Annotated in this window: 14 protein-coding genes; 10 read left to right on the top strand and 4 right to left on the bottom strand. The window is 70.7% G+C overall.

Annotated elements, in window-relative coordinates; translation table 11 throughout:
* Nucleotides 1-14 precede the first annotated feature (14 nt).
* On the bottom strand, nucleotides 15-1370 hold the full coding sequence (locus AP234_RS27545; protein WP_055482655.1) for a glutamine synthetase family protein: 1356 nt from the start codon (nucleotides 1368-1370) through the stop codon (nucleotides 15-17).
* A 180-nt stretch (nucleotides 1371-1550) separates the two neighbouring features.
* Here AP234_RS27545 and AP234_RS27540 point away from each other — a divergent pair, with 180 nt between their 5' ends.
* Nucleotides 1551-2363, top strand: coding sequence for an acetoacetate decarboxylase family protein (locus tag AP234_RS27540; RefSeq protein ID WP_055482654.1), 813 nt, complete (start codon nucleotides 1551-1553; stop codon nucleotides 2361-2363).
* 136 nt (nucleotides 2364-2499) lie between these two features.
* Complete coding sequence (locus tag AP234_RS27535) at nucleotides 2500-3333, top strand: PaaX family transcriptional regulator C-terminal domain-containing protein (RefSeq protein ID WP_200926747.1); 834 nt, start codon at nucleotides 2500-2502, stop codon at nucleotides 3331-3333.
* A gap of 91 nt (nucleotides 3334-3424) precedes the next feature.
* Here the strand turns inward: AP234_RS27535 and AP234_RS39690 are convergent, their stop codons facing one another.
* Entirely contained in the window at nucleotides 3425-4780 is a 1356-nt protein-coding gene (locus AP234_RS39690) for an extracellular catalytic domain type 1 short-chain-length polyhydroxyalkanoate depolymerase (protein WP_055482652.1), read from the bottom strand.
* Between the two features lie 253 nt (nucleotides 4781-5033).
* Between AP234_RS39690 and AP234_RS27525 the strand changes: the two genes are divergently transcribed.
* Nucleotides 5034-5504 (top strand): MarR family transcriptional regulator, encoded by a 471-nt coding sequence (locus AP234_RS27525; RefSeq protein WP_055482651.1) that lies wholly within the window; start codon nucleotides 5034-5036, stop codon nucleotides 5502-5504.
* A 72-nt stretch (nucleotides 5505-5576) separates the two neighbouring features.
* On the opposite strand, the gene AP234_RS27520 is transcribed toward AP234_RS27525, so the two are convergent.
* Nucleotides 5577-7070 (bottom strand): APC family permease, encoded by a 1494-nt coding sequence (locus AP234_RS27520; RefSeq protein WP_063843110.1) that lies wholly within the window; start codon nucleotides 7068-7070, stop codon nucleotides 5577-5579.
* A 226-nt stretch (nucleotides 7071-7296) separates the two neighbouring features.
* Between AP234_RS27520 and AP234_RS27515 the strand changes: the two genes are divergently transcribed.
* Nucleotides 7297-7869 (top strand): MarR family transcriptional regulator, encoded by a 573-nt coding sequence (locus tag AP234_RS27515; protein WP_055482650.1) that lies wholly within the window; start codon nucleotides 7297-7299, stop codon nucleotides 7867-7869.
* Nucleotides 7870-7989: 120 nt separating this feature from the next.
* Here the strand turns inward: AP234_RS27515 and AP234_RS27510 are convergent, their stop codons facing one another.
* Nucleotides 7990-8727, bottom strand: coding sequence for a gamma-glutamyl-gamma-aminobutyrate hydrolase family protein (locus AP234_RS27510; RefSeq protein ID WP_055482649.1), 738 nt, complete (start codon nucleotides 8725-8727; stop codon nucleotides 7990-7992).
* A gap of 106 nt (nucleotides 8728-8833) precedes the next feature.
* Here AP234_RS27510 and AP234_RS27505 point away from each other — a divergent pair, with 106 nt between their 5' ends.
* From AP234_RS27505 to AP234_RS27480, 6 genes are read left to right on the top strand one after another with little or no spacing between them, the layout of a single operon-like run.
* Entirely contained in the window at nucleotides 8834-10288 is a 1455-nt protein-coding gene (locus AP234_RS27505) for an aldehyde dehydrogenase (protein WP_055482648.1), read from the top strand.
* Nucleotides 10281-11222 carry a catechol 1,2-dioxygenase gene (locus AP234_RS27500; protein ID WP_055482647.1) on the top strand — a complete coding sequence of 314 codons (942 nt, stop codon included), beginning with the start codon at nucleotides 10281-10283 and terminating at the stop codon, nucleotides 11220-11222. Before AP234_RS27505 ends, AP234_RS27500 begins: the two co-directional genes overlap by 8 nt.
* The gene (locus AP234_RS27495) at nucleotides 11222-12079 is read left to right on the top strand and encodes a fumarylacetoacetate hydrolase family protein (protein WP_055482646.1); all 858 of its coding nucleotides are present in this window, start codon (nucleotides 11222-11224) and stop codon (nucleotides 12077-12079) included. The genes AP234_RS27500 and AP234_RS27495 overlap by 1 nt, the downstream gene beginning before the upstream one ends.
* A gap of 12 nt (nucleotides 12080-12091) precedes the next feature.
* Entirely contained in the window at nucleotides 12092-12280 is a 189-nt protein-coding gene (locus AP234_RS27490) for a ferredoxin (RefSeq protein ID WP_055482645.1), read from the top strand.
* A 5-nt stretch (nucleotides 12281-12285) separates the two neighbouring features.
* On the top strand, nucleotides 12286-13524 hold the full coding sequence (locus tag AP234_RS27485) for an NAD(P)/FAD-dependent oxidoreductase (protein WP_235558404.1): 1239 nt from the start codon (nucleotides 12286-12288) through the stop codon (nucleotides 13522-13524).
* Between the two features lie 24 nt (nucleotides 13525-13548).
* Complete coding sequence (locus AP234_RS27480; protein WP_055482644.1) at nucleotides 13549-14967, top strand: aminobutyraldehyde dehydrogenase; 1419 nt, start codon at nucleotides 13549-13551, stop codon at nucleotides 14965-14967.
* Nucleotides 14968-15077 lie beyond the last annotated feature (110 nt).

Genomic DNA, 15077 nt, shown 5'->3' with positions numbered 1-15077 from the left:
ACTCCTTTGAACAATCAGAGGTGGTAGGCGTACTCGCGGAACTCCCAGTCGGTGACGAACTGCGAGAACCGCTCGACCTCGTTGCGCTTGTAGGCGAGGTAGGCCGTGGTGAACTCCTTGCCGAGCACCTCGCCGAGCGCGTCATCGGCGGCGAGCGCGTCGAGCGCCTCGGGCAGTGAGGAGGGCAGCATCGGCGACCTGCCGGTGTCGTAGCCGTAACCTTCGAGCGGGGGCGGCGGCTCGACGCGGTCGCGGATGCCGAGATAGGCCGCCGCGAGCAGGCCCGCTATGCCGATGTAGGGGTTGGCCGAGGCGTCGCCGAGCCGTACCTCGAACCGGCTGGCCGCGCCGCGCTCCGGCGGCACGCGGATCATGGCGCTGCGGTTGTCCAGCCCCCAGTCGATCAGCCAGGGGGCCAGGGTGTCCGGGCCGAACCGTTTGTAGGAGTTGATGGTCGGGTTGAGCAGGGCCGCCAGCGCGGGTGCGTGCGCGAGGACACCGCCGATCGCGTACCCGGCCGTCCGGGACAGTCCGTACGGCCCGGCGGGGTCGGCGAAGACGTTGCGGCCGTCGGCGTCGACGCAGGACAGGTGGGCGTGGAAGCCCGACCCGCCCTCGTCGTTGAACGGCTTGGCCATGAACGTGGCCAGCAGCCCGTCCCGCCGGGCCAGCTCCTTGATCGCCGACTTGAAGCGGAACGCGCGGTCGGCCGCGTCGACCGCCTCGCCGTGGTGCAGGTTGATCTCGAACTGACCGCCGGAGAACTCGTGGTTGCCCATCGTCACGCCGAGGTTCACCGGGCGCAGCGCACGCAGCGTGCGCAGGATGTGCGAGCCCCGGTCGCCCTTGGTGCCCGCCACGTACACATTGCCGGGGGCGTCGTCGTAGCGCCGCCAGCCGCCCGTGCCGTCGGGTTCCAGCAGGAAATACTCCAACTCTGGGCCGATCACCCCGGTCAGGCCCAGCTCGGCCAGGCGTGCCGCGGTGGCCCTGACCACCTCGCGCGGCGCCTCTGGGAAGGGTGCGCCCTCGACCGGATCCACCGCGTCGCCGAGGCAGGCGGCCACGCCCGGCTCCCACGGCAGCGGGACGAGGGTGGACAGGTCGGGGCGGATCGTGATGTCGGGCAGGCCCTGGTCGAGCCCGCCGGGCACCGGCACCACGTCGGCCTGGGGCGAGGTGTAGTAGACGGCCCGGCAGAACGCGACGCCGTGCTCCATGACGTCGGGGAGCCGCTCGACCAGGACGTCCTTGCCGCGTTCTGTCCCGATGAGGTCGGAATATCCGATCCGGACGATGTCGATGCCCTGGTCGGTGAGGCGTCGGACGAGCTCCGCCCCCGGCTCCGTGCTCGCTGAGCCCTCCACCATTGGGCCTCCTCAGAACTGGTCGAACGGGTCGTCGATTGATCGTTTGGGGGCAAACAATACGCGCCCGTGATTCGGGCCACAAGACCCCATGTCGGAACCCGCCTGCCGAAGGGTGGTGACAACGCCCAGCTCAGGGCATATCGTATGGGTCCAAATGATTACGACAAGGAGGCGGGCGCAGTGGCGACGGTGCGCGGTTTCTTCACGCCCAAGACGGCGACGGGACGATCCTCGCTGATTCCCAGCCCCCCGTGGTACTACTCCGGCGATCTGCTCACCGTGGAGTATCGGACCGACCCGGCGAAGGTGGCCGCGCTGTTGCCGGAACCGCTCGGCCTCGCCGAGGAGGACCCCGGCGCGGTGGCGGTGATCTGGGCCGACTGGCAGTCGTGCGCGCAGAGCCGGGAGGAACTGCTCGACCCGGTGCGCGCGCAGTACAAGGAGTGCTTCGTCGTGGTCCGCTGCTCCTATGGCGGGCGGACGTACTCCCGCTGTGTCTACATCTGGGTGGACAAGGACTTCGCCGTCGTCCGCGGCATCCACCAGGGCTACCCCAAGAAGCTCGGCTCGATCCACCTGACCCGGCCTCATCCGTACGGCCTCGCCGCGCCGCGCATCGGTGTGGGCGGTGTGTTCGGCGCCACGCTGGCGGCGGCGGACCGACGGCTCGCCCAGGCGGTTGTACGGCTGCGCGAGCCGAGTGAGACGAACGGCTTCGTCAACGGCCATCCGATGGCGCACCACCGCTGGCTGCCGTCCATCGAACCGGGCGGGGGACTGGCGCTGGACGAGCTCATCGCCACGTCGAGCGAGTCGTTCGAGGCCGGCCAGGCGTGGGCGGGCGAGGCCGAGATCGAACTGTTCGAGGCCCCCACCGAGGAGCTCGCCGACCTCACCGTCGACGAGGTCATCGGCGGCTACTACCGTCAGGTCGGGGTGAGCTGGAACGGCGGCACCCTGCTGGAGGCAGGCACCTCCGGCGCCCTCGGCTGAATCACGTTTCCGAAGTCATGAACGTCCGGATGCGCCTCGACTTAGGCCGGACAATCGCGACGTCGTCGAACATGCGTCACTTGTGTGACGGACGTCAAGGTTCTGGATGGCATCGGGAAGCGTCTACCCTTTTGCTGTGACTCTCGGTGGCGAAGACGACCAGGTGACGCCATCCGCGCGCCCGCAGTCATTGATGTTCAGCTTCCTCGGCATCTATGTGCTGCACCGTGACGTCGCCGTCTACTCCGGGAGCGTCATCGACGTGTTCGCCCGCCTCGGCGTCTCCGAGGAGGCCGTGCGATCGACGCTCGCCCGCATGGTGAAGCGCAACCTGCTGGTACGCCATCGGCGGGGCAGGAAGGTGTACTTCGGGCTGACCCCGCGCGCCGTGGAGGTGCTCGAAGACGGGCGCGAGCGCGTGTGGAAGACCGGTGCGGTGAACCGCGACTGGGACGGCACCTGGACGGTCGTCGGGTTCTCGCTGCCGGACAGCCGCCGCAGCACCCGGCACGACCTGCGCTCCCGGCTCATCTGGAACGGATTCGGCCTGCTGCAGAGCGGGCTGTGGATAGCGCCGGGCACCAAGGAGGTCGCCGAGGTCCTCGCCTCGCTGGAGCTGGGCGACAACGTCACGGTCCTGACCGCCCGGGCGTTCGAGCCGACCGACGCCGCCGACCTGGTCAGGAAGGCGTTCGACACCGAGCAGATCGCCCGGCGTTACGGGGCGTTCCTCGCCCAGTGGGACGTCCCCCGGCCGCTTCCCGGCGCGCCGGACGATCTCGCGCGGCAGCTGCTGCTGCACACCGATTGGCTGCAACTCGTCCGTCAGGACCCCCTCCTGCCGACCGAGCATCTGCCCGAGGACTGGCCGGCGATCCGGGCCGAGCAGGTCTTCCACACGCTCGCCCGGGATTACGAACCGCGTGCCGCCGCACTGGCCGCAGCCGTTCTGGACGAACTGGCCGTGTGACGGCGCACTCCGCGGCCCGGTGGCGAGGGTGGTGCTGGCCCGAGGTGGGCCTGCACCACCCTGATCCCGGCTCCGTGCCGTACGGCTCGAGCTACGCGATGCCGCAGGTCGTTCCGTTGAGTGCGAAGCCGGTCGGCGCGGCGTTGGCACCGCTGTAGCCGCCCTGGAAGCCGAAGTTGGTGCTGCCTCCGGCGGCGACGGTGGCGTTGTAGAAGACGTTGCGCGCGGTGACCTGGGCGCCGGACTGGGTCACGGTGGCGTTCCAGGCATTGGTGACCCGCTGATTACCCGGCCAGGTCCAGGTGAGGGTCCAACCGTTGATGGCGGCGGAGCCGGAATTCGTGATCGTGATATCCGCCGTGAACCCGTCGCCCCAGGAGTTGGCGGCATAGGCGACGCGACAGGTGGTGCCGCTCGGGCCCGACGGAGTGGGGGTGGGTGTCGGGGTTGGGGTCGGGGTCGGTGTCGGTGTCGGTGTCGGTGTCGGTGTCGGGGTGGGCGTCGGTGTCGGTGTCGGACTCGGGCCGGTACCGGTGAGGCCGAAGAACTCGATGGCGTTGGCGGCCATGCCGTTCGACGGGAGAGTGTGCCCGGCGCCCTGGATGCTGTACGCCTCGACCTTCACCGCTCCGGAGGCGTCGGCGTAGCGGCGGCGGTTCCAGCCGGCTTGTGGGGTGTCCGTGCCGGTCGGCGTCTGGCTCAGGCCGTGCACGTTCGTCCACTGCTTGATCTCCTCCTCCAGTTCGGAGTAGGAGACGACGAAGTCGTTGGTGCCATGCCACAGCTGCATCCGCGGCCACGGTCCGTTGTAGGAGGGATTCGCGTTGCGCACCAGGTCGCCCCACTGCTGCGCGGTCTTGCCGACGCAGGGGGCGGAGTTGCCGCCCGGCTGGTAGGCCGCCTCGTTGGGGAAGCACGTGAACGGCACCCCCATGAACGCCGCACCCGCCTTGAACACCTCCGGATACAGGGCGAGCATGGCGTTGGTCATCATGGCGCCCGAGGAACTGCCGGTCGCGAACACCCGGTTCGGGTCGCCGTGGTACTGCTGCTCGACGTAGGTCACCATGGACATCAGCGACACCGGGTCGGTCTGGCCACCGCGCACCTTGGACGCCTCGGACCAGTTGTCGAAGCAGTTCATCTTCTTGGACGCCGACGGGTAGATCACGATGAAGCCGTACCGGTCGGCCAGCGAAGCGAACTCGGAGGAGGAGTAGAAGCTCGGCCCCGAGCCGCCGCACGGATGCATGGCCAGCACGATCGCCGGATTCTGCTGGGCGTTGTTCGGCACGTACACGTGCATGCGCAGGTTGCCGGGATTGGGACCGAAGCCGGTCACCTCGGTCAGCGTGGCCGCGGCGGCGGGGTGCGCGACGACCAGGGTGGCGGCGGCGCACAGCACCCCGACGCAGGCTCTGGTGAGCACCGTGAGTAATCGTTTCATCCGCTCCTCCTCTGCGAGTTGCGGCGGTTTCCCCTGCCCGGCGCATCGGACGGAGGCGCCGCCGACTCGGAATGGCATGACGCCATCCGATATAGGAGCGGTCAAACCAATGGTCAAGGCGGGTGGGGCCGGGGCATGGCGACCCCGGCGCGGAGAGAGCGCGTTCGCGCAGGTTATCAAGCAACTTGTTATAAAGATGCTTGATACCGCTTCGCGAAACTTACATCTCGGACTCGCGCGATATCGTCGTGCGATGACCCCCCGCCGTACCCGCCCGGCCGTCCAGCAGGCCGCACCCGCACCGCGCCTCGGCTACCTGGTGTTCCGGCTGGAGCGCCGCATCCGAGCCCGTCTGGACGACGCACTCGCCCGGCACGGCGTCACCACGACGGAGTACATGGCGCTCAGCGAACTGCGCACGCGCGAGGGAGTGTCCTCGGCGGAGCTGGCCCGCATCGCCTTCGTCACGCCGCAGGCGATGAACCTCGTCGTACGCGATCTGGAAGGGCGCGGACTGATCCGCCGCGACCCGCACCCGGACGGTGGCCGGGTGCTGTGCTCCCGGCTCACCTCCGAAGGTCTGGCCGTGCTGCGGCGCTGCGACGGCTCCCTCGACGACATCGAGGCGGTCATGCTCGCGAAGATCGACGATGCCATGCGCGAGACGCTCGTGGAGGGGCTCACCGTGTGCGCGCGGGCCCTGCGTCCGGATGCGCCTGTCTGATTCCGGACTCCGGCCGCCCGCCCCGGAACCGGTGTTCCGGGGCGGCGCGCTGTGCTCATGACCTCGTGGGCGCTATCGGTCCAGGGCTTCCTGGGCCGCTCCCGCACCCTGGCCGATCCGGGCGTAGGTGCCCGGCCTGTTCGCCTTGATCCACCGGCCGTAGCCGAGGCCGATGATCCCGGCGATCACCACGAGGCTGGGGATCAGCCAGTTCAGCACGGAGTCGGGCGGGGTGCCGAGCAGCGCGTGGAAGTTGATGATCGCGAGCACGAGGATGACCGTCAGCGCCGCGCCGGCCAGCGCCGGTGCGACCATCCGGCTCCAGTGGTCCTCGCCGCGCGGATCGCGCGAGAAGAAACCGACGACCGAGATCGAGGTGATCACCAGGAGCAGGATGACGCCGAGCGCGCCGAGGTTGGTGAACCAGTTGAACAGCGTCTCGGTGGGGTCGTCGCCGATGACGGCGAAGACGAGCACCACGGCCGCGGCGATCACGGTCTGGGTGGCCGAGCCCACGTGCGGCGAGCCGTGCCGGGGGTGGGCCCGGCCGAGCTTACGCGGCAGCACGCCCTCGCGCCCGAGCGAGAAGAAGTACCGCGCGACCGCGTTGTGGAAGGACAGCAGGGCGGCGAACACCGCGGTGACCAGGAAGATCGCCCCGATCCTGCCGAACGTCGGGCCCATCGTGCCGCTGCCCAGCACGAACAGCAGGTCGGGGCCGTGCTCGCCGGCCTGGTCGACGACTCGGTCCACGCCGGCGCCGATCCCCATCGCCCAGGCGGTGAAGGCGTAGAAGACGCCGATGACGCCGACCGCGATATAGGTGGCGCGGCCGACGGTGCGGCGCGGGTCGCGGCACTCCTCGCTGTAGATCGCACCGGACTCGAAGCCCATGAACGACGCCATGACCCAGCAGAACCCGGCGCCGACCGCACCGGTGGTCAGCGCGCTCCAGGAGAGCGCGTCCATGGTCGGCCCGGCCGGGGCCGAGGCGATCTGGGAGACGTCGAAGACGAGCACGATGATGCTCTCGCAGATCAGCAGGACGGCGAGCACGCGGGCGTTCAGGTCGATGCGGCGGTAGCCGAGGAACGCGATGAGGAGGATCGCCGCGAGCGAGACCGCCCACCAGGGGACGTCCACCCCCAGCTCCGCGGTGATCACGCCGGCGGCGGCGAAGCCGAACAGGCCGTACAGGCCGGTCTGCATCGCGTTGTACGCCATGATGGCGACGAACGAGGCGCCGACGCCCGGAATCCGGCCGAGTCCCTGCGCGACATAGGCGTAGAACGCGCCCGCGTTGGAGATGTGCCTGCTCATCGCCGCGTACCCGGCGGAGAAGAGGGCCAGTACGGTGGCGAGGATCAGATAGATCACCGGGATGCCGACCACCCCGGTGGTGGCATAGCTCAGCGGCAGTCCGCCGGCGGCGACGGTCAGCGGTGACGACGCGGCGACCACGAAGAAGACGATGTGGACGACGCCGATGCGACGACGGGACAACTCATGTTTCGCAGGTGTGGTCGCGGGGACGGACCGCCCCGCTGCGATGGCCTCGTCTGCCATGGGGACCTTCCATCGGGGGAGGGAATGGGTTCGATAGAGTGATCGGCCGACGGCCCGATCAACGCCCGGGTGAAGATCGTTTGCCCCCGAACGACCTGCATGTCCGCGGATCGTACGTGCACAAATGACCTGATGCAAGAGTCGGGGTTGTTTCGAAAAGGCCGGCCGTGCGTAGCAGGACAGGGTTTTTCGAACACCCCCTTGAGTCTCCGAAGGGAGCCGGGACGTGCCCGCGCACTATTCGTTGTCCGCCACGGAGGAGGCGGTCAGTCGTCGGCTGGGCTCCATCCCGGTCAATCGGGAGGCTCTCGTCGCGGTCTCCAACATCCACCGCGCGGCCAGTGCCGTACGCCAGCACCTGGAGAACTCGGCGCTGCGCGCCGCGGACCTCACCTGGAGTGCCTTCGTGGTGCTGTGGGTGGTGTGGATCTGGGAGGAGATCGAGACCCGGCACACGGCGGCCGAGGCCGGCATCTCCAAGGGCACGCTGACCGGCATCATCAAGACGCTGGAGTCGCGCGGCCTGATCGAACGCCGGCAGCATCCCGACGACCGCCGCCTGGCCCTGCTGCGCCTCACCCCGGAGGGGCTGGCGCTGATGGAGGAGATCTTCCCCGCGTTCAACGCCGAGGAGGCGTTCGTCGTCGACCCCCTGAGCGGAGAGGAGGCCCTGCACCTCGCGGACACCCTCCGCCGCATCATCACCCACCTGGAGGAGAAGGGCGAGGAGCGGCGCGAGAGCCTGCACCGCGACGCCCCGGTCCCGCCCCGCCGCGGCGGCCGCCGCCGCGCCACCTGAAAGGCCGGCACGTACGCCATCGGAAACGCCGGTCCGCAGGCCATCGGAAACGCCGGCACGTACGCCACCGGAAACGCCGACCAGTAGACCACCGGAAACGCCGGCCTGCGGGCCGAGCGGTCAGTCGCCGAAGGGCCGCCCGCCGGAGGTTCGGCCGCCGGCCGCGGCGACGAGCGCGTCGAAGATCCGCTGGTTGGCCGGGTCGGTCGCCGCGGTGTCCTCCGGATGCCACTGCACGCCCAGGAACCATCCGTACGGCTCCGCCGACCCGGCCGGCTCGGTCAGCTCGGCGGCCTCGATCGTGCCGTCCTCTGCGTGGGCGGCGGCCACCAGGCCCCGTCCCAGCGATGAGGCGCACTGGTGGTGGTAGCAGGACGCCTCCACCTTCTCGGCACCGGTGACCTCGGCGAGCAGCGAGCCGGGCCGCACCCGCACGGGATGCACGACGTGCCGGTGGTCGGGCTCCATGTGCTGGCGCAGCCGGCCGCCGAGCACCACGTTGACGACCTGCAGCCCCCGGCAGATGGCCAGCGTGGGCAGACCGGTGCGCAGCGCGTGCCGGGCCGCGGCGAAGTCGAAGTCGTCCTGCTCGGCGTCCACGTCGTAGACCGTGTCGTGCGGCAGGCTCTCGCCGTACGCCGCCGGGGCGATGTCGCCGCCGCCGGGCAGCAGCAGCCCGTCGGCGACGGCGAGCCGGGCGGCGGCCTCGCCCGCGTCAACGGGATGCATGAGGAACGGCTCCCCGCCCGCCCGATAGACGGCGTCGGCGAGCGCCCGCGCGGTCACCACGGCCGCGTAGCGCAGCGCGGAGGTCGTGGCGGCGAACCGGGACGGGATCGCGATGATCGGACTGGCCATCCGGACACTCCTACGGGTTGTTCGTCCCCAAACGATAGTCCTTGTATTGACTCCTGAGCAGCCACGACCCTAAGTTGTTTGGGACCAAACGACTTGGAGGAAGCGGATGGCCACTGTCGCGGATGTCACTGTCCACGAGGGGCACTGGATCGGCGGCGAACGGATCTCCTCACCGGCCGACTTCGACGACGTGTCGCCGATCGACGGACAGGTGATCGCACGCGTGGCCCGCGGCGGCGCCGAGGAGGCCGCCGCCGCGGTGAGCGCGGCCGAGCGGGCGTTCCCGGCCTGGTCCCGCACCACCCGGGAGGAGCGGGCGAGGCTGCTGCACGCGATCGCCGACGGTGTGGAGAAGCGCCTGGAGCGGCTCGCGATCGTGGAGACGACCGACAACGGCGCACTGCTCCGCTCGCACCTGCGCGGCGTGATGCCCCGGGTGGCGCACAACTTCCGGTTCTTCGCCGACTGGCTGCTGCGGCTCGGGCGGGACGACTTCGAGACCCGAGGCCACCGCAACCACGTCTCGTGGGACCCCGCCGGGGTCTGCGCGCTGATCACCCCGTGGAACGCCCCGCTCATGCTCGCGACCTGGAAGATCGCCCCGGCGCTCGCGGCCGGGAACACGGTCGTGCTCAAACCGGCCGAGTGGTCCCCGCTGACCGCCTCACTGCTGGCGGACATCACGGCCGAGGCCGGGCTGCCCGACGGGGTGTTCAACGTCGTGCAGGGCTACGGCGAGGAGGTCGGCGCCCCCCTCGTCGCCGACCCCCGGGTGCGCCGGATCAGCTTCACCGGCTCGGTGCCCACGGCCCGGCACATCGCCGCGGCCGCGGCGCCCAACCTCACCCCGCTGTCCCTGGAGCTCGGCGGCAAGTCGCCGCTGATCGTGTTCGCCGACGCCGACCTCGATCTCGCCGTCGATCTCGCGGTGGAGCAGTACGACAACGCGGGGCAGGTCTGCCTGGCCGGCACCCGGCTGCTCGTACAGGAGGAGATCTCGGCCGAGTTCACCGAGCGGTTCCTCGCCAGGGCCGCCGCCCTGCGCCAGGGCGACCCGCGTGATCTCGCCACCGACATCGGGCCCCAGATCCACGCCGAGCACTTCGCCCGGATCGACGGGTTCGTACGCCGGGCCGTCGAGGCGGGGGCCACCCCGCTGATCGGCGGCGGGCCCAACACCGACCTCGGCGGGCTCTACTACCGGCCCACGCTCTTCACCGGTGTGGCCGCCGACAGCGAGATCGTCAACGAGGAGGTCTTCGGACCCGTTCTCACGCTGCAGACGTTCCGTACCGAGGAGCAGGCCGTCGAGATGGCCAACTCCACCGAGTTCGGGCTGGCCGCCACGCTCGTGACCGGCTCGCCCGAGTCGGCCGGGCGGGTCGCCGCCCGCCTGGTCGCCGGCACCGTCTGGGTCAACTGCTTCTTCGTCCGCGATCTCCGGGCGCCGTTCGGCGGGGCGCGGCAGTCGGGCATGGGCCGCGAGGGCGGCGACTGGAGCTTCGACTTCTACTGCGACGTCAAGAACACCGTCTTCGCGCCGGGAGGCTGGAATGGGTGAGGTCGTCGGCGCGGGAATCCTCGCGCACGCCCCAACGATCATGCTGCCCCTCGAGGTGCGCAAGGAACTCAACGAGGGCAGGGAGATCAGCATCGTCCCCGGGCTGCACCGCCTGCGGGAGGAGGTCTTCGACGCCCTCGACTACGACACGGTGATCGTGTTCGACTCGCACTGGGCGACCACGTTCGAGTTCGTGGTCACCGCGCAGGACCGCCGCTCCGGGCTGTTCACCTCCGAGGAACTGCCGCGCGGCATGTGCCGCATCCCCTACGACTTCCCCGGCGACCCCGAGCTCGCCCGGTCGATCGCGTCGTATCAGGACAGGCACGCCACCTGGATCACCGCGATCGACGACCACCACCTGCCGATCTTCTACGCCACCGTGAACCTGTGGAAGTACCTGGGGGCGCCCGGCAAGCGCTGGATCTCGATCAGCATGTGCCAGACCGCTGAGATGGAGGACGACCTCCGGCTCGGCCGCGCGGTCGGCGACGCGATCGCCGCGAGCGACCGCAGGGTGCTGCTGGTCGCGTCGGGGGCGTTCTCGCACCAGTTCTGGCCGCTGCGCCACCTGCGCGCGCACGAGTCGAGCGACCCGGCGCACGTACGGACCCCCGAGGCGCGGGCGGCCGACGAGGAGCGCATCGCGTGGCTGCTCGACGGCGACCACGCCCGGGTGCTCGACACGATGGACGACTTCTACCGCTTCAAGCCGGAGGCGGGGTTCGGCCACTACCTGATGCTGGCCGCCGCCCTCGGCGAGCGGGACCTCACCGTGCCCGGCCGGCTCTACAGCGACTACGAGAACGCGACCGGGACCGGTCAGGTGCACATCTGGTTCGACCGGCCCGAGGGCGGCTTCCCCCGGCCGAAGGCCACCGACGCCTCCGGCGATCCGTACCCCTATCCGTTCCGCCTCGAAGGGACCGGCTGATGGCTCGGCAGACGAAGGAGTATCGGCGGATCCTGCTCGACGGCGCCGCCGTACAGGTGCGCAGGGAGGGCGATGAACTGGTCGCCGCCGACGGCCGGGTGGTCGGCGTCGACGAGGCCGTGCACCTCCCGCCGTGCACCCCATCGAAGATCATCGCGGTGCATCTCAACCACCGCAGCCGGGTCGAGGAGTTCATGACCTCGCTGCCCCCGGCCCCCACGTACTTCCACAAGCCGACCTCGGCGCTGAACGCGCATCGGGGCGCGGTCGTACGGCCGGAGCGGTGCAAGTACCTCAACTACGAGGGCGAGATCGCGATCGTCATCGGCCGCACCACCCGCAACGTCTCTCCGGAGGAGGCGGGCGACCACATCGCCGGGTACACGATCGGCAACGACTACGGCCTGCACGACTTCCGCGACACCGACGCCGGCTCGATGCTGCGGGTCAAGGGCTCGGACACGCTCTGCCCGCTCGGCCCCGGGCTGGTCACCGGATGGGACTTCCGCGGCAGGCGGCTGCGCACGTACGTCAACGGCGAGGTCGCGCAGGACGGCTCCACCGACGAGATGGAGTGGGACATGCACTACCTCGTCGCGGACATCGCCCGCACGATCACCCTCTATCCCGGCGACGTGCTGCTGTCGGGCACGCCGGCGAACTCCCGTCCGGTACGGCCCGGCGATGTCGTCGAGGTCGAGGTCGAGGGCATGGGCAGGCTCACCAACCACATCGTCAACGGTCCGGTCCCGATCAGGGACGACTGCGGCGCCCAGCCCACCGAGTCGGAAGAGGTGATCTCGACCGCCTTCGGCGGCGACTGGGAGTTCCGCGGCATCCGGCCGCCCAAGCGTTAAGGAGTGCCCTCGATGAAGGTCATCGTCGACATGGACGTGTGCAAGGACCACGGGCAGTGCGTCTTCGCCGCCCCCGAGGTCTTCCAGATCAACGAGAACGGCCGACTGGCCTACGTCGCCGAGCCCGACGAGTCGCTGCGCGACGCCGTGGAGGAGGCGGCCGACGTCTGCCCGCTGCAGGCCATCACGATCGAGGACTGATCACCGTGGGGACCACGCGGCGCATCGTGATCGCCGGTGCCTCGATGGGCGGCCTGCGCGCGGCGGAACGGCTGCGCGCCGGCGGTTTCACCGGCGAGATCGTCGCGATCGGCGACGAGCCGCACCTGCCGTACAACCGGCCGCCGCTGTCGAAGGAGGCCCTCGCCACCGAGGTGACCCACGAGGCGCTCGCCTTCCGGCTCCGCCCGGCCGTCGCCGACGTGGCCTGGCGGCTGGGCGTGCGGGTCGTGGGGGCCGACCTGGACGCCCGTGCCGTACGGCTCGGCGACGGCACCGAGCTGACCTATGACGGGCTGGTGGTCGCCACCGGCATGCGGCCCAGGCGGCTGCACCTCGCCGATTCGACCCGGCCCGGTCAGACACGGCCCGGACCGGTGACCGGCCGGCATGTGGTGCGCACGATCGAGGATGCCCGCGCCCTGCGCGCCGAGCTGCGCCCGGGGGCGAACGTGCTCGTCGCCGGCGCCGGCTTCATCGGCTGCGAGGTGGCGGCCACCGCCCGGACGCTGGGCGCCTCGGTGACCGTCGTGGCACCGGAGGACGTCCCGATGCTGCGCCCGCTCGGCCCCGGACTGGGCGCCGCCCTGCGCCGCCGCCACGAGGAGCGCGGCGTCGCGTTCCTGCTCGGCCGTACGATCGCCGCGTTCCTGGGCGAGACCGGGAGAGCGGGGGAGGGGAGTCGCGTGACCGGCGCCGAGCTGTCCGACGGCACGCGCGTCGCCGCCGACGTCGTCGTGGAGGCCGTGGGGTCGGTGGCCAACACCGAGTGGCTCGCCGGCAACGGGCTCGACCTGTCCGACGGCGTGCTGTGCGACGACGCGCTGCGCGTCGAGGGACGGCGCGGCGTCGTGGCGGTGGGGGACATCGCCCGGTTCCCCAACCCCCGCTACGACGAGGTGCCCCGCCGGGTCGAGCACTGGAGCATCCCGACCGACACGGCCAGGCACGCCGCGATCACCCTGCTCGCCGATCTGGGCCTGGCCGAGCCCGCGGCCACGCCCTTCGCCCCGCTGCCGACCTTCTGGAGCGATCAGTACGAGCTGCGCCTCCAGTCGTTCGGGGCGCCCGCGCTCGGCGGGTCGGACATCCGGGTGCTGGAGGGCGACATCGACGGCGAGGTCGTGGTCGGCTACCACCGCGACGGCGAGCTGGTCGGCGTGGTGCTCGTCGGCATGCCGTCCGCCGCGGCCCGTTACCGCGCCGCCTGTTCCGCGGCCGCCTGAGCCGCCCCTGATGAGGAGACCGTCGTGGACACATTGCGCAACGTGATCGCGGGAGAGAGCCGGGACGCCGGCGAGTGGATGGACCTGGTCGACCCCTCGACCGAGGAGGTGTACGGCAGGGCGCCCCGTTCGGGCGAGCGGGACGTCGCCCACGCTGTCGAGGCGGCCACCGCGGCCGCACGTGCCTGGCGGCGCACCACCCCGGCCGAGCGCCAGCGGCTGCTCCTCGAGCTGGCCGAGCTGATGTCGGCGAACCGGGAGGCGCTGGCCGAGGCCGAGGTGCGGGCCACCGGCAAGCCGCGCGGCACCGCCATGCGGGTCGACGTGGGCGGGGCCGTCGACGCGATCCGCTACTTCGCGGGCGCGGCGCGGGTGCTGGAGGGGCTCGGCGCCGCCGAGTACGCCGAGGGGCACACGTCGTTCGTACGGCGTGAGCCGATCGGCGTCGTCGCCCAGGTGACGCCGTGGAACTACCCGCTGATGATGGCCGCGTGGAAGATCGGCCCGGCGCTGGCGGCGGGTAACGCGCTGGTGCTGAAGCCGTCGGACACCACACCAGGCTCGGCCGTGCTGCTCGGCGAGCTGTGCGCCGAGGTGTTCCCGCCCGGCGTGGTCAACGTCGTGTGCGGCGACCGGGACACCGGTCGCGCGCTGGTCGCGCACCCGGGGGTGGAGATGGTGGCGCTCACCGGCTCGACGAGGGCCGGGGCCGAGGTGATGGCGGCTGCCGCGCCCGATCTCAAGGACGTCCACCTGGAGCTGGGCGGCAAGGCCCCGGCGGTGGTCTTCGGCGATGTGGACCCGGCCGTGACCGCCCGCGACGTCGCCGAGGCGGCGTTCTTCAACAGCGGGCAGGACTGCACCGCCGTCACACGGGTGCTCGTCGAGGATCGGGCGTACGACGACGTCGTCGAGGCGCTCGCCGACGCGGCGCGGGCGCTGGCCGTGGGCGGCCCCGACGAGGAGGGCGTCTTCCTCGGTCCGACGAACAACGCGGCCCAGGCCGAGCGGGTCGCGGGCTTCCTCGACCGGCTGCCCGGGCACGCCCGCGTGGTCACCGGCGGCTCCCGGCTCGATCGGCCCGGCTACTTCTTCGCGCCGACCGTGGTCGCCGACGTGCGGCAGGACGACGAGATCGTGCGGCAGGAGGTCTTCGGTCCGGTCGTGACCGTACAACCGTTCACGAGCGAGGAGGAGGCCGTCGAGCTCGCCAACGGGGTCGACTACGCGCTCGCGTCCAGCGTGTGGACCAGGGACACCGGCCGTGCGATGCGGCTGACCGCCGCGCTCGACTTCGGCGCCGTCTGGGTCAACTGCCATCAGGTGATCATCCCGGAGATGCCGCACGGCGGCTTCAAGCACTCGGGCACCGGCAAGGATCTCTCCCGCTACGGCCTGGACGCCTACACGCGGATCAAGCACGTCATGATCAGCCACGGCTGACCGGCTTTCGCCTCCGCTTTCAAGGGGGTGCGGCGAGATATCACCCAAACTTGGGGAGGGTTTGCCGCGTTCCAGGGCACGAGAGGACGTTGTCCGATGTATTACTGATT

The sequence above is a fragment of the Sphaerimonospora mesophila genome (genome assembly GCF_001417795.1).
Classification (GTDB): domain Bacteria; phylum Actinomycetota; class Actinomycetes; order Streptosporangiales; family Streptosporangiaceae; genus Sphaerimonospora; species Sphaerimonospora mesophila.
The sequence above is the reverse complement of the archived record's forward strand: the minus strand, read 5'-3'. Positions and strand labels throughout refer to the sequence as shown.